We start from the raw sequence: 19,851 nt of genomic DNA, 5'->3' as shown, positions 1-19,851 counted from the left end.
ATGGTTAAGCAATAATTAATTCAATCAAGTTCGTCCTAAAAATCCGCGCTAACTCGGCCTCGGTGGTATCTCATCGGGTAGTGCCTCGACATCCAACAACAACCCAGTCAGTTTGGTCACTCTGATAAGCTGCCCCGCTTGCAGTTCACTGGCGCATTGAGCTTGCCAAATTTCACCTTCAACTAGCACTCGGCCAGCACCCGGGAAACCGCTGACAACTTTGCCTGTCTCGCCAACCACCGCTTCCATCCCTGTAGTCACGGGCTTGTTTCTCACTCGGACTAGCATTGATATTGTTACGACGATAAAGGCAACAGAGAACAAACTGATCCCGATAATTAAAGGCAATGCGATTTGATAACCCGGCACTTCGGTGTCCATCAGCATGATTGAACCGAGCGTAAATGCAGCAACGCCGCCCAAACCGAAAATACCAAAGCTCGGACTAAAGGCCTCTGCGACCATTAAGGCAATTCCCAATAGAATTAGCGCAAGGCCTGCGTAACTCACGGGCAGCATTTGTAAGGAGTACATCGCTAACAACAAACAGATACCGCCCAATACACCCGGTAAGCCGACCCCTGGGTTATAGAACTCCAGCAATAAGCCATAGATGCCAATGAGCATGAGGATATAAGCGACGTTGGGATTGGTAATCACCGAAAGCAAACTAAAGCGCCAGTCTTGTTCACGCTCAACAAACGCCACATCACTAAGTTGAACTTCCTGATTGATACCGTTGATGGTGATGGTGCGTCCGTTGCTCAGCTCAACCAATTGCTGAAGGTCGCTGGCAATAAAATCGATCACGTTAAGTGTGAGCGCGTTCTCTGAGTCCAAACTCGCCGCTTCTCTTACCGCCTTTTCAGCCCACTCTTCATTGCGATTGTGTAGCTTAGCCAAACTGACAATGTAGGCTGCAGCATCATTGATGACTTTCTTCTCCATCGCAGTGGTGGCTTTTACTTGGTCTGAGTTCTCTTGTTTTGTTTCGTCTTGCTCACTCACTGACGTGTTGTCATCTTTATTAGCATCGTCTTGAGGAGATAGTGGATTAGTCGGCGCTTTGCCACCACCAAGAGAGACAGGCGTGGCTGCGCCCAAATTAGTTCCAGGCGCCATAGAGGCGATGTGGCTAGCAAGTAGAATGTAGGTTCCCGCACTCGCCGCACGTGAGCCAGCAGGCCCAACCCAAGTTGCTATCGGGATCGGTGATGTGGTGATGGATCGGATAATGTCGCGCATCGACGTATCTAACCCGCCGGGCGTGTTCATTTTCAAAATAATGAGCTTCGCTTGCTCATCGTGAGCTTGTTCTATTTCTCTAGTGAGGTAGTCACTGGTCGCAGGACCGATTCCTCCATTCACCTCAATAACCCAGACATCATCGGCCTGAGCAAACACAGAGCTGAACAACAGAAGAAACGCAAACAAGTACTTTAATATAAAAGTCATAGCCCCTCTCCTTACAACTGAGATGCTAGATAGACGTTTTATTTAAAGCGCAGAGGTAACATCTTGGTAATAAATAGATACCTTAAGCATAGTTCAGGCTAAATTTCACACAACACGCGCCTTTGAATTAGCTCAAATATCAAGACCAAAAAACATCCAAAAATGAAAACCAAATGTTAACAAAGCAAGTCAAATACCAACGCCTCAAAACCATTCACAAAACACCAAACAAAAAGGCTTTTATAAATACTGCAAATATCAGAGCAATAAAAAACAAAAGCAAACGGTTGCATTGGTATAGAAAAACAACAAATGACATAAAACCACCTACTTTTCGAGGGCTTTCATCTCTGCTCATATTGATAAATGTAAAGGATACGTGTAAAACTTCTCGCGAAATATTAATCCAATGGTACATCGTACATTGGTGAGTAATTCTGGGATTTTTATATTTAGTAGCACAGAGGTTATGGAAGTGTTAAAAGAAAAGAGTTTACTAAGCAACATCGGCGTTCAAGTCGTTATTGCAATGATCATCGGTACCCTAGTCGGTGCGATGATGGGTGACAGCGCAACTATGTTCGCTCCACTGGGTGCTATCTTCATCAATTTGATCAAGATGCTGGTTATCCCTCTAGTCGCGGTTGCCCTAATTTCAGGTGCTGCTGGTCTAGGCAACAGCTCATCAGCAGGTAAAGTGGGCGTGACCACTCTAGGTTACTTTGCACTAACGTCTGCACTTGCTGTAGCACTAGCGCTAGTAATGGGTGAAATATTCGAACCAGGTCGTGGTATCGATGTTTCTGGCGTTGAAGGCATGTTCTCTTCTGAATACGCTGCCAAAGGCGAACTTCCAACGTTCTGGGCAACCATAACGGGTATGATCCCAACCAACGTTTTCCAATCACTGAATGAAGCAAACATTCTTCAAATTCTAGTTTTCTGCTTATTCTTCGGTATTGCGATTTCTAAACAAGCGAAAGAGAAACGTGACCCTATCATCAATGGCGTAAACGCGATTGTTGACGCAATGGTTTGGATGATCAACAAGGTTATGATCATTGCACCACTTGGTGTATTCGGCCTAATGGCAGAAGCTGTGGGTACATTCGGTTTTGGCGCACTTATGGTTGTGTTCAAACTGTTCGTTGTTTACATCGCTGCGATTCTAATCTTCGGCTTTGTTGCTTACCCGCTAATGATTCAAATCTTCACTAAGACTTCAGCTAAGAAGTTCCTAGTAGCAATGAAGAAGCCTCAAGCGGTTGCACTATCAACAGCATCTTCAATGGCGACACTGCCAGTAACAATGGAAACGGTAGAGAAGGAACTTGGCGTTCGTAACTCTACGGCTTCATTCGTTCTGCCTCTTGGTGCGACGATCAACATGTCTGGTAACGCAATTTACTACGGCCTAGTTGCTATCTTCTTCGCACAGCTGTTCAACATCGACCTATCTATGGGTGCTTACGTTGCTATCATCGTAACGTCGACTCTAGGCGCAGTTGGTCAAGCAGGTGTTCCTGGTCCTTCTTTCCTAGTGGTCGCAGTTCTTCTAGCGGCTGGTATCCCTATCGAAGGTCTACCTCTGTTGTTCGCTCTAGACCGTATCTTCGACATGATCCGTACTGCTCTGAACATCACTGGTGATGCAGCATGTGCAGTCATCGTTGATTCTCTAATCGAAGACGAAGCGAAAGAAGCTGAGCTACAAAAACAGCAAGCGTAATATTAAGCTTCAGTTTTGATTGATAAAAAAACCGCCTTCACACAGGCGGTTTTTTATTAGGTGATGATCAATATTGAGTCGGTAAACCTTACCCTTGTTAGGCTAATTGATTAGTCCAAACGCACGAGGCAGAGCCAAACTAATTTCAGGAATAAAAGTAATAGCCAACAGTGTGACGATCAGTACGGCACAAAACGGCATGATACTTCTTATAACATTCTCAATCTTAGAGCCACTGACACTACAACCCACAAATAGCGCCGTGCCAACGGGTGGCGTTGCAATACCAATACATAAGTTGAAGATAATCATCATCGCGAAGTGAATTGGATGCATACCTAAGTGCTCAGCAATCGGCATAAAGATAGGGGTAAAGATCAATACGGCTGGCGTAAGGTCCATAAACATACCCACGATCAGTAGAATCAGGTTCATCAGAATAAAAATGATAATTGGATTATCTGAAATAGAGAGCATCCAATCGCTGATCATGGTTGGTAGTCCGGTAAACGCCATAGCCCATGACATGATGGTAGAAGCACCAATCAAAAACAGCATAATGCCAGTGACCTGAACTGTTTCTCTACAAATTATCGGGAAGTGTGCCCATTTAAGAGTTCGGTAACAGAGTGACAGTATAAAAGAGTAAAGAACCGCGATACACGCCCCTTCTGTCGCAGTGAAAACACCACCAATAATACCGCCAATAACCACTACAATAAGCCCTAAGCTGGGCGTTGCTTGCCAAACAATATTCAGCACATCTTTCGCTGTGAAGCCGTCATTGGCACTTGTTTTATAGCCTTTCTTTTTAGCGATGAAATAGGCGACGACCATACAACTTAAGCCCATTAGAATACCTGGGACATAACCTGCGATAAACAACGCCGCAACGGATGTTCCACCCGATACCACTGAAAATACGATCAGTGAATTACTCGGCGGTATTAGTAAGCCTGCTGGGCAGGATGCAACGTTTACTGCTGTTGCTAAGTTTTTATCATAACCATCTTTTTCTAATTCAGGACCTAAGGTTTTACCAACCGCAGCAGCTGCTGCAACGGCTGACCCTGAAACAGCACCAAACATCATATTGGCGAAGATGTTGACGTGAAAAAGTGAGCCCGGAATCCAACCAACCAAGAGCTTTGCAAGGTTGATAAGTCGACTCGCAATGCCACCCACATTCATTATATTCCCAGCGAGGATAAAGAAAGGGATAGCTAATAAACTGAAACTATCGATACCGGTAATGATTTTTTGACCCGCAGTAATACTCGCGACTTCAAACGGTAAGATGAAATACATGATGGTTAAAGATGACATAGCAATTGCAATCGCAATCGGCATGCTTATCGCGATCATGAATAAGAATAGGCCTAGCAGCCAAACACCAATGGACAAATCCATAATATAGAGTCCTTTTAAACTTACTTTTTGTTGGGTTCACAAAAAAGATCAAACGTATTCATGACCAAATAGATGAGGATAATAACGGCTGAAATCGGCAATATTGAATACACCGTCGACATCGGTAATTGCAGTGCTGGAGAGAGTTGTTGTGTGGTTCTTCCCATTAAGGCGATGCCACCTTGAAGCATTGCTAGAAATACAAATGCGCCAGAAATCACATTGATGAGTAGGTGTAATGCTATGTGCGCTTTACCCTTAAGATAACCATCCAATAACGTTATAGCTAAATGCCCTTTAATACCGAATAAGTAGCTTGCTCCTAATAGTCCAAGCCATACCATCGCATAACGAGCAAGTTCATCAGTCCAGTTACTTGGGTCATTCAAAACATAGCGACTAAAAACCTGCCAAGTGACAGTAACGACAAGTAACATTAATGCAAAAGAAGAGACAAAAAGAATCAACCTATCAAGTAGGTTTCTGAAAGTTGCTAACATGGTGTGATACCTCAAAAAATTTTGCCTTAGCAAAGCCAAGGCAAAATTATATTTTCACTAAGACTGATTACAGAACTTCAATTTTTTCAATGAACGAAGCTAATTTAGGGTCTTTTTTCGCTTCATCAATCATAGGTTTAACAGCGGCACGGAACGGGGCTTTATCAACTTCAACAAACGTCACGCCTGCTTTCATTCCTTTCTCTTTGTTCATGTCATCTGTTGCATCCCAGATTTTGATCTGCTCTTCAAGAGACTCAGCTGCAGCTTCTTTTAAGATTTTTTGCTCGTTAGCCGTTAAAGAACCCCATTTGTATTCTGAAATGATGATCACGTCAGGTGTCATCATGTGCTGGTCCATAGAGTAAAATTTGGCAACTTCACTGTGTTTCATTTCAACTAAGCTAGAAATATTATTCTCAGCACCATCAATTACACCTTGTTGCAGAGCCGTGTATACCTCATTGAAAGGTACAGGCGTTGCTTTACCACCAAGTAGGTTAACCATTTCCATCATGGTTGGAGAACCAGGAACTCGAACTTTCATGCCAGCTAGATCAGCTGGTGAGTTGATGGCTTTCTTAGCGTAGAAGCTACGTGTGCCTGAATCATAGAATGTAAGACCGATGAAACCTTTACCTTCACTTGAAAGCAGCATCTCTTGTGCAGCTTCACTTCGCATGAAGGTTCTCATATGTGGAACGTCACGGAATAAGAAAGGCAGTGCATTAACCTTAAACGTTGGTTCAAAAGATTCGGCTAACCCACCATTGATTTTGGCCATATCAATCGCGCCAGTAACTACTTGCTCCGCTTGGTCACGTTCAGAGCCTAATTGACCGTTTGGAAAGATCTTAATCGTAAGTTCACCATTCGATTTTTCTTTAACTTTATCAGCCATGATCACCATGCCTTGGTGAGCTGCGCTTTCTAATGACATTGCATGCCCTAACGTCAAAGTTTTTGCTTGAGCGCCAAATGCCATAAGAATTGAAGCCGCTGCAATCGTCAGTAGGTGTTTTTTCATGTTCTTCTCCAGAATCCATTTTGTAAGAGGTACAGTTTTTATATGCAACGCTATAGCTAAGTTTGAAATCTAACGTTCAATTGCACATCGCTCATAGCAGTAACGTTTCATTACAATATTCTTACCCTATGAATTTTGTATTACAATACTATATGTATATTTTGTGAACTAAGGTTTATCTATTGGCCTGAGAACCTAATTGATTGTGATACCAATCATATTTGGGACTAATTAGACCATTAATCAGTTCTACTTTGGATTTTTTGGTAATTTCGATTACTTTCAACTGCTTTAAGAACAATCTCTTAGTAAAAAAGCACCGATCTATTTATGTTATTTTAAGACATTAAATTCAGTTATGGAGCACGACAAAGAAGGTCTCCTCGCTCGAAAACGCGAGTCGTGAACAGCGCTTTGTGAGGTGATGAAGGCAAGGTTTTCGGTTGGATTTAGGTAACAAGAATAGATAAAGGCAATAGAGAGAAGCTTGAGAGGATGAATTATTTGCAACAAAAATCCGAGAGCCTTACAGCCCTCGGATTTTTGTTTTTGGTGTTCTAATTTTTAGGCGTTAGACGAATTACAAATCAGCGCCATAGATATCAAACGTGAAGTACTTAGCGGCGATCTTGTCGTAAGTACCGTTTGCTCTGATCTCTTCAATCGCAGCATTGAATTGTTTCGCCAATTTTGAATCCTGCTTTCTTAGTGCTAACGCCGTACCTTCGCCAATGTAGGCTTTATCGGTTACTGCTTTACCTTTGAACTCAAAGCCCTCGCCTTCTTTCTTATCTAAGAAAGCCAATGAAAGTTGATCTGAGTTGCCGAAGGTTAGATCTAAGCGACCATTTTGCAGATCCAGATACACTTCATCTTGCCCTGTGTAACGCTTAATGTTGGCAACACTGCCAAACTTGTCGGTTACGTAGCGATCGTGAATCGTACCTTGCTGAACACCGATGGTTTTACCCGCTAAGCCTGCCTCATCAACGCTGAATTCTGCGCTTTTAGCAGCAACAAATACGGCTGGTGTTTGGTAGTACTTATCAGTAAACAAGATCTTACGCTTACGCTCTTCGGTGATACGCATCGAAGCCATGATCACATCTGACTTTCTTGCCAATAAGCTTGGAATTAGCGAGTCCCAGCTTTGTGAAACCCAAGTACAATCGAGTTTAGCTTGCTCACATAGAGCATCAGCTATCTCGATATCAAACCCGACAGGCACACCGTCGCTGTTTTTATAGTTGAATGGCGGATACGTAAAGTCCGACGCCAAACGGATTTCTTTCGCCTGTACCGTTGTACCAAGTAAAGCGGCCGCACAAGCAAGTCCTAGTATTATCTTCTTCATCATTGCCATCCTAGATATGATCTTTGTCGAGTTGAAATTGAGGTTCTCTATCTTGAAGCTGTTGGATTTGTTGCTTCTTGTCTAATTCGGTTTGGTAACTTACAAGTGACGCTATCACTTCCCCCATGCTCTCTGGGCTACCAATGCTGATTCGAACACAGTGACGTAATGCGGGCTCATGATGTTGACTCCTTGTCACAATGCCATCTTTCGCCAATACACTAAACAGTTCGTGTTCAGGCTTGTGGCGCAATAACACAAAGTTGGTAGAAGACGGGTAAACGTGCTCAATGAAATCAAACTGATTCAGTTCAGAAGCAAAGCAATTACGTAGTTCAACCAACTTTGACGTTGCTTCTTGCATCACGGCAACACGCTCATGAGATAATGCCTCTAAAACTATCTGAGACGAACAATCTGGCATTGGGTATGGCGGAATGAGCTTAGAGACATACTGCATCACATTTTGACTCGCCAAGATAAAACCACAGCGTACAGCTGCCAGTCCAAATGCCTTAGACAAGGTGCGAATAACAACCAAGTGTGGGTAGCGTTTAACCAGGTTCACAGCTGATGTTTGAGGTTCAAACTCAATATACGCCTCATCCACTACAACCAAAGATTTACCTTGAGTCCCCTCAAGCACATGGATCAGATCTGATTTCGGAATCACATTGCCCGTTGGGTTGTTCGGTGAACAAAGGAAAACAATATTGGCCAACTCAGCTTTATTCACGATGTCAGCAACATCTAAGCTGAAATCTTCCTGCAAAGGAGAGTCGAGCGTTTCAATCGCTAGTGCATCAGCGCAAAACTCATACATGGCATACGTTGGTGAACAGATAAGGATATTATCTTGAGCGGGTTTGCAGAATGTTCTGATCAGTAAATCAATCGCTTCATCGGCACCACGCACCGCAACGGTTGCAGCGTCAGTTTCGCAATAAGCTTGGTAAGCCTTGGCAATGTCTTGTGGTAAAAAATCCGGGTAACGATTATGGCTGGCTTCTCCTTGAAACAGAGCACTTTCCAATTCATTTGCATTTAACCAGACACGTCCATCACCACCAATTCTTCTTGCTGATTGATAAGGTATTAATTTTTTTACAGCCTGAGGCACTAAGCTATCAATAAAAGATGTCAAGAAGCTATCCCTTTCACATAATCACATTGTCTTCATCACTGCTTTCATATTCAAAAAATGTGATTTATACACATATTGAATCACTAATGATGAGTAAGTATTTACATTCAAACAGAACACTATTGATAAATGAATCGAAATAATTACATAATAGCCATGATAAAAAGTCATAGGTAAAGATATGAACAACACACTGCCTTCAACCAAAACCTTGCTCGCATTCCTGTCTACCGCAAGGCATCTCAACTTTACACGCGCGGCACATGAGCTCAATGTGACGCAAGGTGCGGTGAGTCGTCAGGTGTTGTCGTTTGAAGAAAGCCTTGGGTGTGATCTCTTCTATCGCCATGCTCGTGGTCTGTCATTAACGCCTAAAGGGGAAGAACTTGTTCCTCTCATTCAAGGGACCATTCAGCAGCTGCAATCGGCACTTAATCAGGTCGCGAGTTCTCCCTCTAAGATAAAACTCAATGCCCCAAGTTGCATCACTTCTTGGTTGCTACCCAAACTAATGTCGTTTCAACAGGCCTATCCTGAGATTGATGTCGAGCTCACATCGACCATCAAGCACGTTTTTGAGCCAAGCTTTGATCCCTTCGATGCGGTGATTACCTATGGCAAGAAACCAAGCCAGCACTCTATTGTTAGCCAACTGCTATTCAACGAACAACTCGCCCCCATCTGCCAAGCACAGAGTATTGTTCCAAGCCACCTGATTGACAGTACTTCAACTGTCATCAAGCCACACAAGCTCGCTCAATACACTTGGTTACACGCCAACAATGAGCAGAGTGATTGGCGACTTTGGTTAGAACACATCGGCAGCCACGAACTTTCTAGCAAGAACAACCAGCAATTTGCTACGCTTGATCAAGCGATGAACGCAGCCATTCAAGGGTTTGGGATAGCGATAGGCGATATCACGCTGGCTAAACAAGATATTGATTTAGGGCGGTTAGTGAAAGTGAGTGAAGACAGTGTATTTTCAGGAAACGGTTACTTCTTATTGCAACCGAGGAATCGCCAGAATACGTCACTAACCGTGTTAGTTGACTGGCTTTTAGGCTAGGTATTGTCAAAATCGTTGTAGATCACATCGCCGCTCGATCGTCATAATGAGAATCTAATTATTCTCAAAATAAAACTATTATCCGCCAGCTACGTATTGTTTCAGTGAGAAGCGAGAACACTTTATTTTAACTATCTGAAAAGAAGATTATTTCAGGATGGCACGGGAAATGTTCCGGAAAACTAGACAAAATGGCATTTGATTTGCTTTGTCATAGATAACCCAACCAATATACAGCAGGTTGCACTAATTATTATCACTGCAGCTTGTCACGGAGGATAGGCTATGACCTTACAAAGACATACGTATTACGGCTTAATTCACCATGGAATTAAAACCCTACTAATGGACAGAGTCGGCCACTTTACTGAGCGCGAATATCACGAGTATCTTGACCTAACGACAGGAAAATCCACGTGCTTCGCGATGAGTGAACAAGAGCTGGAGAACACTTTAGACAATCTGAAGAGTGAAGGTTATTTAGAAGATATCAAGAAGCTGATCCCTCGCTACCAAACGTCATCGATGCGTTGAAATTCTGCCAGCTTCAATCAGTTTAATACCCAATTGTCTCGAGCTGTTTTGCATCGAGACAATTTTAGTTAGACTGTCGGTAACTCAACTAACCGGATATTCAGTCCACATGAAACAAATTCTTGATTTCATCCCTCTCATCATTTTCTTCGCGCTTTACAAGATGTACGACATCTATACGGCTACTGGGGCATTGATTGTCGCTTCTGCACTACAAATCGTTTTGACGTACTTCATCTACAAAAAAATAGAAAAAATGCAGGTGATAACGTTTCTGGTGGTTGCGGTATTTGGTGGAATGACCATCTTCTTGCACGACGACAACTTCATAAAGTGGAAAGTCACCATCGTTTACGCTCTATTCGCTATTGGCCTAACCGTAAGCCACCTAATGGGTAAACCTGCGATTAAAGGCATGTTGGGTAAAGAGATTACACTTCCGGATGCGGTATGGGGCAAGATCAACTGGGCATGGACATTCTTCTTCACTCTATGCGCAATCATCAACGTATATGTTGCTTTTAACCTACCATTGGATGTATGGGTTAACTTCAAGGTGTTTGGCCTGCTAATAGCAACATTACTATTTACGCTGCTTACGGGCGTCTACATCTATAAGCATTTACCAAAAGAGCAGCAAGAGCTAACTGATAAAAATACTGACAAGAAGTAACCCCAAGGGGTGAGTCCTCATTCCGTTTTTGTTACAATTCTTGTCAATATGCTATACCTAGCGGCCAATGATACTTGTGATCATTGGCCGTTAGCTTTTTGGTGTTGCGGAAACTGGTCAAAATAAAGCCTATTATTTAATGTAAATCGCACTAAATTATTGGCTATCTGATCTCTGTTGTTCATTGCGCTCGTTTGCCAATGCGCTTCACCAACCAACACTTCTGTTTTTATTTAGATAATCAATACCACCAAGAGTACAACAATGACGATTCAATCAACTTTGAACCCAATTGGTTCCCTACTTCTTCGCACATTAGCGATGCCTTCTGATACCAATGCAGCAGGTCAAATCTTCGGTGGTTGGATAATGTCTCAGCTTGACCTAGCGGGCGGCATCTTGGCAAAAGAGATCTCTAACGGCAAAATAGTTACCGTGTCAGTATCGAGCATTGAATTCAAACAACCCGTATCCGTTGGTGACGTGGTATGTGTTTATGGCGATTGTACTAAGATTGGGCGAAGCTCGATGAATATCGACTTAGAGGTCTGGGTTAAGCCGGTCCTGGATCACGGCATTGGCGACCGCTACAAGGTATGTGGTGCAACGTTCAACTACGTAGCCGTTGATGAAAGTGGCAAGCCTCGAACCATTAAGAAATAGTACTTTTCACTAAGTCATACGTATCTGTGGTCTTTAGTTTCAGCAAATGAAATCGCTAAAGACCATACAAGTCTCTCGCACCAATTCACAATTTCTTATCATTAGCTCTTCCAATACCAATTAGTTCGCGTAAATTAGCAAGATAGCTATTTTATAATCTCCCAAATTCAGTGAAGTAAAATAAGGATATGCCAATATGTGGTACGTGATTTTCTCTCAAGATGTCGAAAATTCATTAGAAAAACGCCTCAGTGTTCGCCCACAACATCTAGAACGCCTACAAACACTTCACGATGAAGGCCGCCTATTAACAGCGGGGCCAATGCCAGCGATTGATTCAGATAACCCTGGCGAAGCTGGTTTCACAGGTTCAACAGTAATCGCTGACTTTAACTCTTTAGAAGACGCACAGGCATGGGCAGACGCAGATCCGTACATCGACGCTGGTGTCTACCAAAATGTCATCGTAAAACCATTCAAGAAAGTATTTTAACGTGAAAAAATGGATTATTAGCTCACTGGCCGCGATCCTGCTTGCAGGCTGTGCTTCAAGTGAGCAAGACCAACAAAGACAACTCGAGATGATGGCGCAGCATCGTGCTGGCGTGCTATCTGCAGGGCTACCTATTGAGTATGGCCCACTGTCTGTTATGCGAGTACTAGCAAAAAACACCGTGATTGAAATCATGATGATCTACAACCAAGATGCTAAAGGTGCTAAGCCTTTAAACCAAGTTGTCGATATGAGTGTGAATAGCTACTGTACTAACTCAGAAGTAAGAGCAAACCTAGATATGGGCTTGGCTTACAACATCAAGATCCGCAACACACGCGGACAACTGATGGTTGAGAAGCTGATAAGCAAAGATACTTGCCAGAGCGCCAATTAAGATTCGAGATTCGAGATTCGAACAAGTATAAAACTAGAAGGCCTCGCATTTGCGAGGCCTTTGTTTTATTGAACAATCAAAATCCTAGACTAAATTATGCCTCAACAGATTCCCACTCTTTACGCAATTCCTTAGTCGCGGAGACTAAGTTAGTCAGTGCTGCTTCTGTTTCTGCCCAATTGCGAGTTTTAAGACCACAATCTGGGTTTGCCCATAAGCGCTCTGCTGGTATTTTTTCCGCCGCCTTCTTAAGCAGGCTAATAATCCACTCTTGCGATGGGATATTTGGTGAATGGATATCATAAACACCAGGGCCAATTGCGTTCGGGTAGTTGAACTCTTCAAACGCTTTAAGCAGTTCCATGTTCGAGCGAGACGTCTCAATAGTAATCACATCAGCATCTAATGCGGCCACTGAATCAATGATTTCGTTGAACTCGCTGTAACACATGTGCGTATGAATCTGAGTTTCTGGTTTAGCACTTGCCGCTGAAATCTTAAAAGCATCGACCGCCCATTCTAAATATTCTGCATGGTCACGCTTTTTAAGCGGCAGGCCTTCACGAATAGCTGGTTCATCGATTTGGATAATGTTGATTCCTGCATCTTGCAAATCAGACACCTCATCGCGTAATGCAAACGCCAACTGATTCGTGATTTCTTTACGCGAGATATCTTCACGCGGGAACGTCCAGCACAGAATTGTCACAGGGCCAGTCAGCATGCCTTTCATCTGCTTAGATGTCAGTGATTGAGCATAAGTCGTCCACTCGACCGTCATCGGTTTTTCACGCTCAATATCCGCGACCACAATCGCAGGTTTCACGCAGCGAGAGCCATAGCTTTGTACCCAACCAAACTTGGTGGTTTGGAAGCCTGCCAGGTTCTCTGCAAAGTACTCCACCATGTCGTTACGTTCGGCTTCACCATGCACCAACACATCCAAATCAAGTGCTTCTTGACGCTTCACCGCATCGGCAATATGACCTTTTAGTGCGGTCGTGTATTCCGCTTCGCTCAATTTTCCGGTGCGATACGCGCTGCGTTGAACACGAATCTGGCCTGTCTGTGGGAACGAACCTATCGTTGTGGTTGGTAACAACGGCAAACCCAACACTTCAGACTGGTGTGCAGCGCGTTCTGCATAAGGGGCACTACGCTCTGCCAATGCTTTGGTGATTGTATTAATACGAGCCTGTACCTGCGGCTTGTTTACGTGTGTCGCGCTTTTCCGAGCAACAATCGGTTGGCTATAAGTCTCACACGCTAAGATGGCATTTTGATCTCCGTCTAGCGCGGCACCCAATAAGCTCACCTCCGTCACTTTCTGTTTCGCGAAAGCAAACCAGCTTTTCACTTCTTTGCTAAGCGAATCTTCTAGCTCTAAATCAACCGGGCTGTGTAGCAGCGAACATGAGCTCGCCACCCAAAGCTTATCGCCTAACTTCTCTTTCACCGGTTGCAGTTTTGCTAGTTGAGTCGCTAAGTCTGCTCGCCAAACATTGCGTCCGTTGATCACACCAGCAGACAACACCCACTCCGCCGGTAATTGACTCACAACTTCATCAAGCTGCTGTGGCGCTGCAGCTAGGTCGATATGCAGCCCGTTAACCGGTAGTTTGACGATTTTGTCTAAGGTATCTGTCACCGAATCGAAGTACGTGGTTAATAGCAGTTTCACTTCCCCTTGAATAACTTGGTATGCCAGTTTAAATGAATCAGCCCATTGTTTTTCAAGCTCGAGGGCAAGAATTGGCTCATCAATTTGAACCCACTCAACCCCCAACTTGGCAAGCTTCGCCAAAATCGCTTGGTAGGCAGTCAGCAAGCGGGGCAACAAGGTTAAGCGGTCGAAGCCCTCTTCTACCTCTTTCCCTAAGTACAAGTAAGACAGTGGACCAAGAAGGACAGGCTTCACTTTATGCCCTGCTTGAACGGCTTCATTCACTTCATCAAACAATTGTGGCCAGCTCACCTCAAACGAATCATCTTTACTGAACTCAGGAACAATGTAGTGATAGTTGGTATTGAACCACTTGGTCATATCTGACGCCGCTGCACCGTTGTTCGTGCCTTCAGAAGCGTGTTTCCCACCACAACAAGCAGCTTCAACTTGTGATTGCCCACGTCCCACTCGGAACAAGGTATCTAAATCAGGAAAAGCTTTCTCCTCTTCGCTACCACCAGCATGACGCTTTGGTACATGCCCCAATAGCAAAGTCGTTGTCAGTACATGGTCGTACCATGCGAAGTCACCCGCAGTTGCAAAGCTAAGATTCGCATCAGCTTGTACATTCCAGTTACGATTTCTCAGCTCGCTACCTAGCTGTTTGAGTTCTGATTGGTTGATTTCACCACGCCAGTATTTTTCGAGTGTGAATTTCAGTTCGCGTTTTTCACCGATACGTGGGTAACCAAGAATATGCGTTGTTGTCGTCATGAGTCTGTTCCTTATTCAATAATTGTTAGTATCTTTTCAGATTGCCTATTGTGTTCTTGCTTTCATAAAAAGGCGTCTGGATGGCTAAACTATCTACCGAATCGAATCGCTGAACAACGTCCAAATATTCATCTTGTTTATTAAAAATATTCATCATCAGCGAGTCAGAGATGAATATGGTTAAATCCATCTGGACATCTAGACGTTTACAAATGATAAAAAACCCCGTAGGGTGATTATTAAGAAATATTGAATTAGCTTAGGGAATATGAGGAATACTCATGATAGAGCTTAAACATCTGCGAACATTGACGACCTTGAGAGATAGCGGTTCGCTCACAGCAACAGCGACCTCTCTCCACCTGACTCAGTCGGCACTTTCTCATCAGTTGAAGGATCTAGAGGCACGTATTGGTGGGCAGTTGTTCCTGCGCAAAACTCGGCCAGTAAAGTTCACTTCAGAGGGGGAGATCTTGCTTAAGCTCGCTGATGAGATTCAACCAAGAATCGCTAAAGCAGAGAATGAGTTGGCGAGCCTCAAAGAGGACGTGAATGGGCGTCTGCATATGGCGATCGAGTGTCACTCATGCTTCCAATGGTTAATGCCTGCATTGAAAGAGTATCAAGTCGCTTGGCCAAGCGTGACTCTAGATTTCTCGTCCGGTTTTGGCTTTGAACCGCTACCCGCGCTAATGGCCGGCGAGTTGGATTTAGTGATCACCTCAGACATTCAACCTCGCTCTGAGATCCACTATGAGCCACTTTTCGATTTCGAGATGCGTTTGATCACAGCGATTAACTCTCCTTTGGCCGAGAAACCAAGCATTGATCCGCAAGATCTTAGCGATCTCACGATGCTTTCCTACCCAGTTCAAAAGCAGCGTCTAGATGTGGTGAAACACTTCTTGCAACCTGCAGGTATTGAACCGAAGAAGTGGAAGCAGGCAGACAACACCTTGATGTTAGTGCAAATGGTATCAGCAGGGTTAGGGGTCGCAGCCTTGCCAAACTGGGCAATCAGCGAGTTTTCAAGACAGGGATTAATTGCTAGTAAGCCTCTGGGTAAAGGGCTTTCAAGAAGGCTATTCGCTGCGGTAAGAAACTCAGAGAAAGACAAACGTTATCTGCAAGCATTCTTCAGCACTGCAAGGCAGCAGAGTAAGAGCCACTTGGATGGGATTGAAGTCGTTTAACCATATAACTATTTACGGCATATAGTTATTTACGCCATGTAGTTTTTGCATCACACAGAGTACAAAAACAAAAAAGTCACAGATTACCTGTGACTTTTTAGGTTCAGTAACGCTTATCTTACGATATCTGTTCAATCGCGAAAAATAGACTATCTTGCGTATGACTTAAACTGATTCGTCAGTGGGTCGTATTGATAGCCAAGCATGTCTAGCTTGCCTACGACACTTTCTATATCCATTTCATACATGCTAATGAGTTCTTCAAAACTGTCGCATTCCAAGCGCAGTTTTTCATTCACTATTCCAAGCAAAATAATGCTATCTAGGCTTTTGACGTTGCTTAAATCCATCTCGTACTCCTTACGAACACTCTGACTAGATTAAGTTTAGAACGCTAACTCGCCTCTCGCTAAAAAACAGATCACACTTCTTAACTCAAACGGGTAATTACAGCGCCCAAATTGGTGTTAGACCAACGACAGCGGCTAACAACATCACTAATGATACCGTAAGCTGGACCTTCTCTGGCGTTTTAACAAACAGTAGGTGCCAACACCACACCACGATTGAAGAGATAAGCAGCGCAAAGCTAAACAGCAATGCTGAGATAACCGGCTCTAACTGAGCTTCAGAAAGCGAGTAAACGTTCACAACCGTCGCAAGTACGACCAGCATCCCTGTCAATACACCTACAACAGGCAGCACACGGTGAAACGCTTGTAAGCGCGTTCTTGCAATCGTCAGTAATAGATGTGCAAACGCCGCGCCCAATAAAACCACCAACAATAATGTCGCGATAATACCTACAACGGTTGGTTGCTCAAATGCTTGGATAGCAACGTAAGACAACGCTAAACCACACGCCAGATACATCACCCAAATCGGGCCCGAATCACGTGTTTTCTTAGTCTGAACTTGAGAATAGAAATAAAAGATTGCGAACACGACGAGAAACGCCTCAATTTTCACTGAAGCCACGGCTAACCAAAGTACGCCAATCGCAGGTAACATTTTGTGGATACGACCACGTTGCCCTGGGCAAATATCTCCCTTCACCAGAATCAGGGTTAAGATCAGTTGAGCTCCTAATAACATTGGAGCAAATTGCAGTAATAATGTTTCGACCATTGTGGATCTACTTATCTAGACTTATTTTCGCGAATAATATCAAAAACTGCTGTGAACACTAATCAAAATCACAAATTAGCGACGTTATTCAAGCCTTCAACTATGCTGTTGTTTGGCTCTTTTGTCGTTTTTATCTGCAAAATGGCGAAAGACACCAGAACTAACAGGGGCATGTTCTACTGGCTAGTCAGGGCGCATGCCGCTATAATTCCCGCCTCAAAAATCAGAGGTCGAAATATGTACAGCGATATCACTCCTATTCACGAACACAAAAAATACTGGGCCGAGTGCTACGGAACTGCACCCTTTTTGCCTACCAGTAGAAAGGAGATGGATGCTCTTGGATGGGATAGCTGTGACATTATTATTGTAACTGGTGACGCTTATGTTGATCACCCGAGCTTTGGTATGGCTATCATCGGCCGTCTTCTTGAAGCTCAAGGCTTCCGAGTGGGCATCATCGCTCAACCGAAGTGGGACAATAAAGATGCCTTCATGAAGCTAGGTAAACCAAACCTATTCTTCGGCATCACTGCGGGTAACATGGACTCCATGATCAACCGCTATACCTCTGATCGCAAATTACGTCACGATGATGCATACACGCCAAATAACGAAGGTGGTAAGCGTCCTGATCGTGCAACTCTGGTTTACTCTCAGCGTTGTCGTGAAGCTTATAAAGGCACACCAATCGTATTGGGTGGTATCGAAGCGAGCTTGCGTCGTGTAGCTCACTACGACTACTGGTCGGATAAAGTTCGTCGCTCTGTACTGTTTGATGCAAAAGCGGACATCCTGCTATTTGGTAACGCAGAACGTGCACTGGTTGAAGTGGCACACCGCCTTGCTGATGGTGAAGAGATCTCTAGCCTCACCAATATTCGTGGTACTGCTATCAATCTTCCTGCGGCCCCTGAAGGTTACAAGATCATCGACTCTTCTCGTATCGAAAAGCCAAATAAAGCTTACGTACCAGTAAACCCGTACGAAGTGGAAACGCAATGCGATACCAAAAAAGATGAAGAGCCAAAGGCGCAGCCAATTACGATTCGCCCTTCTCGTCACGATGCGAAAACAACAGCGGTTCGTATACCTGCGTTCGAAAAGCTTAACAACGACCGTATTCTTTACGCTCACGCTAGTCGTATTCTGCACCTAGAGACAAACCCGTACTCAGGCCGTGCTCTGATTCAACGTCACGGTGACCGCGAGCTTTGGGTTAACCAAGCACCAATCCCTCTAGCAACAGAAGAGATGGATTACGTGTTTGGCCTTGCTTATAAGCGTGTACCTCACCCGATGTACGGCCAAGCAAAGATTCCAGCCTACGAGATGATCAAAACCTCGGTAAACATCATGCGTGGCTGTTTTGGTGGTTGTTCTTTCTGTTCAATCACAGAACATGAAGGTCGTATCATCCAGAACCGTTCAAAAGAATCTATCTTGGATGAGATCGAAGACATCAAAGATAAAGTACCTGGCTTTACTGGTACCATTTCTGACTTGGGCGGCCCTACGGCGAACATGTACCGTTTAGGTTGTTCAGACCCGAAAGCAGAAGTGAACTGTCGTCGCCCATCGTGTGTGTTCCCGAAAATCTGTGAGAAACTAAACACAGACCACAAACACACCATCGACCTGTACCGTTCAGCGAGAAAAGTACCAGGCGTTAAGAAGATCATGATCGCTTCTGGTGTACGTTACGACTTAGCGATTGAATCTCCAGAATACGTTCGTGAGCTTGTGACTCACCACGTTGGTGGTTACTTGAAGATTGCTCCAGAGCATACTGAAAAAGGCCCACTGGATCTGATGATGAAGCCGGGCATGGGCACTTACGATCGTTTCAAAGAGATGTTCGAGAAGTACAGCGCTGAAGCCGGTAAGAAACAGTACTTAATTCCTTACTTTATCTCTGCTCACCCGGGCACAGAAGATGAAGACATGCTTAACCTTGCAATGTGGCTGAAAAAGCACAACTACGAGTGTGACCAAGTACAGAACTTCTACCCATCGCCAATGTGTAATGCAACGTCGATGTACTACTCAGAGACTAACCCTCTGAAGCGCGTGAAATATAAGAAGCGTGAAGATGTGCCAGTGCCTAAAGGTGACCGTCAACGTCGTCTGCATAAAGCACTGCTTCGTTACCACGATCCAGAGAACTGGAAACTGATCCGTGAAGCGTTGATCGACATGGGTAAAAAACACCTAATCGGTGATAAACCAGGTTGCTTGGTTCCTGAGGATGACTTTGATGCCCAAACACCTGCGCAGCGTCGCAAGTCTGGTCGTCACGGTTCACAACGTTTTGCTACTAAACACAGCAAATCTCAACCGGGTTTAGGCGGTGAGAAGCCACGTAACCACTCTAAACCTGGTGGCAATAAGCCAAAACCAGGGGGTAAGAAACCTACTGGTAACAGCAATGGTGGCCAAGGTAACGGTGGCGGTAATGGGAACTCTCGTAAACCAGCAACTGGCTTCATCAAGAAAGGGCCTGGTGGTCAATCACAAGGCACTGGCATCGGAAACGGCAAACCAAACCGCAATAAAGGCGGTAACGGCCAAGGTGGAAAGCCGGCTGGTAACGGAAAGAACCGTCAACGAGCTGCACAACGCTAGTATGTAAACAGATACCA

Annotated in this window: 18 protein-coding genes; 9 read left to right on the top strand and 9 right to left on the bottom strand. The window is 44.2% G+C overall.

The genetic code is table 11. The features are described 5' to 3' along the window. Window positions 1-48: 48 nt before the first annotated feature. On the bottom strand, window positions 49-1,455 hold the full coding sequence (locus tag AB6E85_RS14810; protein ID WP_372143130.1) for a nodulation protein NfeD: 1,407 nt from the start codon (window positions 1,453-1,455) through the stop codon (window positions 49-51). Between the two features lie 469 nt (window positions 1,456-1,924). On the opposite strand from AB6E85_RS14810, the gene AB6E85_RS14805 reads away from it, so the two are divergent. Beyond that, entirely contained in the window at window positions 1,925-3,184 is a 1,260-nt protein-coding gene (locus AB6E85_RS14805; protein ID WP_017067401.1) for a dicarboxylate/amino acid:cation symporter, read from the top strand. A 102-nt stretch (window positions 3,185-3,286) separates the two neighbouring features. Here the strand turns inward: AB6E85_RS14805 and AB6E85_RS14800 are convergent, their stop codons facing one another. The 5 genes from AB6E85_RS14800 to hisC form a co-directional block, all read right to left on the bottom strand. Further along, window positions 3,287-4,594, bottom strand: a complete 1,308-nt coding sequence (locus AB6E85_RS14800; RefSeq protein WP_017083908.1) for a TRAP transporter large permease — start codon at window positions 4,592-4,594, stop codon at window positions 3,287-3,289. Between the two features lie 20 nt (window positions 4,595-4,614). After that, complete coding sequence (locus tag AB6E85_RS14795; protein WP_048613908.1) at window positions 4,615-5,094, bottom strand: TRAP transporter small permease; 480 nt, start codon at window positions 5,092-5,094, stop codon at window positions 4,615-4,617. 67 nt (window positions 5,095-5,161) lie between these two features. After that, a complete protein-coding gene (locus tag AB6E85_RS14790) occupies window positions 5,162-6,121 on the bottom strand; it encodes a TRAP transporter substrate-binding protein (protein ID WP_102447670.1) in 960 nt (319 codons plus the stop codon). Window positions 6,122-6,701: 580 nt separating this feature from the next. Continuing rightward, window positions 6,702-7,475: an ABC transporter substrate-binding protein gene (locus AB6E85_RS14785; protein ID WP_029235360.1), complete on the bottom strand. Its 774-nt coding sequence runs from the start codon at window positions 7,473-7,475 to the stop codon at window positions 6,702-6,704. A gap of 10 nt (window positions 7,476-7,485) precedes the next feature. Beyond that, the gene (hisC, locus tag AB6E85_RS14780) at window positions 7,486-8,619 is read right to left on the bottom strand and encodes a histidinol-phosphate transaminase (RefSeq protein ID WP_372143129.1); all 1,134 of its coding nucleotides are present in this window, start codon (window positions 8,617-8,619) and stop codon (window positions 7,486-7,488) included. Between the two features lie 181 nt (window positions 8,620-8,800). On the opposite strand from hisC, the gene AB6E85_RS14775 reads away from it, so the two are divergent. From AB6E85_RS14775 to AB6E85_RS14750, 6 genes are all read left to right on the top strand, one after another. Next, the gene (locus AB6E85_RS14775) at window positions 8,801-9,688 is read left to right on the top strand and encodes a LysR substrate-binding domain-containing protein (protein ID WP_372143128.1); all 888 of its coding nucleotides are present in this window, start codon (window positions 8,801-8,803) and stop codon (window positions 9,686-9,688) included. Window positions 9,689-9,973: 285 nt separating this feature from the next. Beyond that, window positions 9,974-10,222 (top strand): hypothetical protein, encoded by a 249-nt coding sequence (locus tag AB6E85_RS14770; protein WP_004741237.1) that lies wholly within the window; start codon window positions 9,974-9,976, stop codon window positions 10,220-10,222. Between the two features lie 109 nt (window positions 10,223-10,331). Further along, window positions 10,332-10,895, top strand: a complete 564-nt coding sequence (locus AB6E85_RS14765) for a septation protein A (RefSeq protein WP_372143127.1) — start codon at window positions 10,332-10,334, stop codon at window positions 10,893-10,895. A 264-nt stretch (window positions 10,896-11,159) separates the two neighbouring features. Beyond that, window positions 11,160-11,558: an acyl-CoA thioester hydrolase YciA gene (gene yciA / locus AB6E85_RS14760; RefSeq protein ID WP_004741235.1), complete on the top strand. Its 399-nt coding sequence runs from the start codon at window positions 11,160-11,162 to the stop codon at window positions 11,556-11,558. Between the two features lie 196 nt (window positions 11,559-11,754). Beyond that, window positions 11,755-12,051 (top strand): YciI family protein, encoded by a 297-nt coding sequence (locus AB6E85_RS14755; protein ID WP_017069992.1) that lies wholly within the window; start codon window positions 11,755-11,757, stop codon window positions 12,049-12,051. Window position 12,052: 1 nt separating this feature from the next. Continuing rightward, window positions 12,053-12,448 (top strand): GspS/AspS pilotin family protein, encoded by a 396-nt coding sequence (locus tag AB6E85_RS14750; RefSeq protein ID WP_017069993.1) that lies wholly within the window; start codon window positions 12,053-12,055, stop codon window positions 12,446-12,448. A gap of 94 nt (window positions 12,449-12,542) precedes the next feature. Here AB6E85_RS14750 and metE read toward each other — a convergent pair whose 3' ends face one another. Further along, complete coding sequence (metE, locus tag AB6E85_RS14745) at window positions 12,543-14,888, bottom strand: 5-methyltetrahydropteroyltriglutamate--homocysteine S-methyltransferase (protein ID WP_372143126.1); 2,346 nt, start codon at window positions 14,886-14,888, stop codon at window positions 12,543-12,545. 281 nt (window positions 14,889-15,169) lie between these two features. Between metE and AB6E85_RS14740 the strand changes: the two genes are divergently transcribed. Then, window positions 15,170-16,081 (top strand): LysR substrate-binding domain-containing protein, encoded by a 912-nt coding sequence (locus AB6E85_RS14740; protein WP_008219852.1) that lies wholly within the window; start codon window positions 15,170-15,172, stop codon window positions 16,079-16,081. 149 nt (window positions 16,082-16,230) lie between these two features. On the opposite strand, the gene AB6E85_RS14735 is transcribed toward AB6E85_RS14740, so the two are convergent. Together AB6E85_RS14735 and AB6E85_RS14730 are read right to left on the bottom strand one after the other, a co-directional pair. Then, window positions 16,231-16,431 (bottom strand): DUF4250 domain-containing protein, encoded by a 201-nt coding sequence (locus tag AB6E85_RS14735; protein ID WP_004741624.1) that lies wholly within the window; start codon window positions 16,429-16,431, stop codon window positions 16,231-16,233. A gap of 97 nt (window positions 16,432-16,528) precedes the next feature. Then, window positions 16,529-17,209, bottom strand: a complete 681-nt coding sequence (locus tag AB6E85_RS14730) for a hypothetical protein (RefSeq protein ID WP_372143125.1) — start codon at window positions 17,207-17,209, stop codon at window positions 16,529-16,531. A 237-nt stretch (window positions 17,210-17,446) separates the two neighbouring features. Here AB6E85_RS14730 and AB6E85_RS14725 point away from each other — a divergent pair, with 237 nt between their 5' ends. After that, the gene (locus tag AB6E85_RS14725) at window positions 17,447-19,834 is read left to right on the top strand and encodes a YgiQ family radical SAM protein (RefSeq protein ID WP_372143124.1); all 2,388 of its coding nucleotides are present in this window, start codon (window positions 17,447-17,449) and stop codon (window positions 19,832-19,834) included. Window positions 19,835-19,851: the final 17 nt, after the last annotated feature.

The organism is Vibrio sp. 10N.247.311.51, assembly GCF_041467855.1.
GTDB classification, from domain to species: Bacteria; Pseudomonadota; Gammaproteobacteria; order Enterobacterales; family Vibrionaceae; genus Vibrio; species Vibrio coralliirubri.
This window is presented reverse-complemented; position numbering and strand designations above follow the sequence as displayed.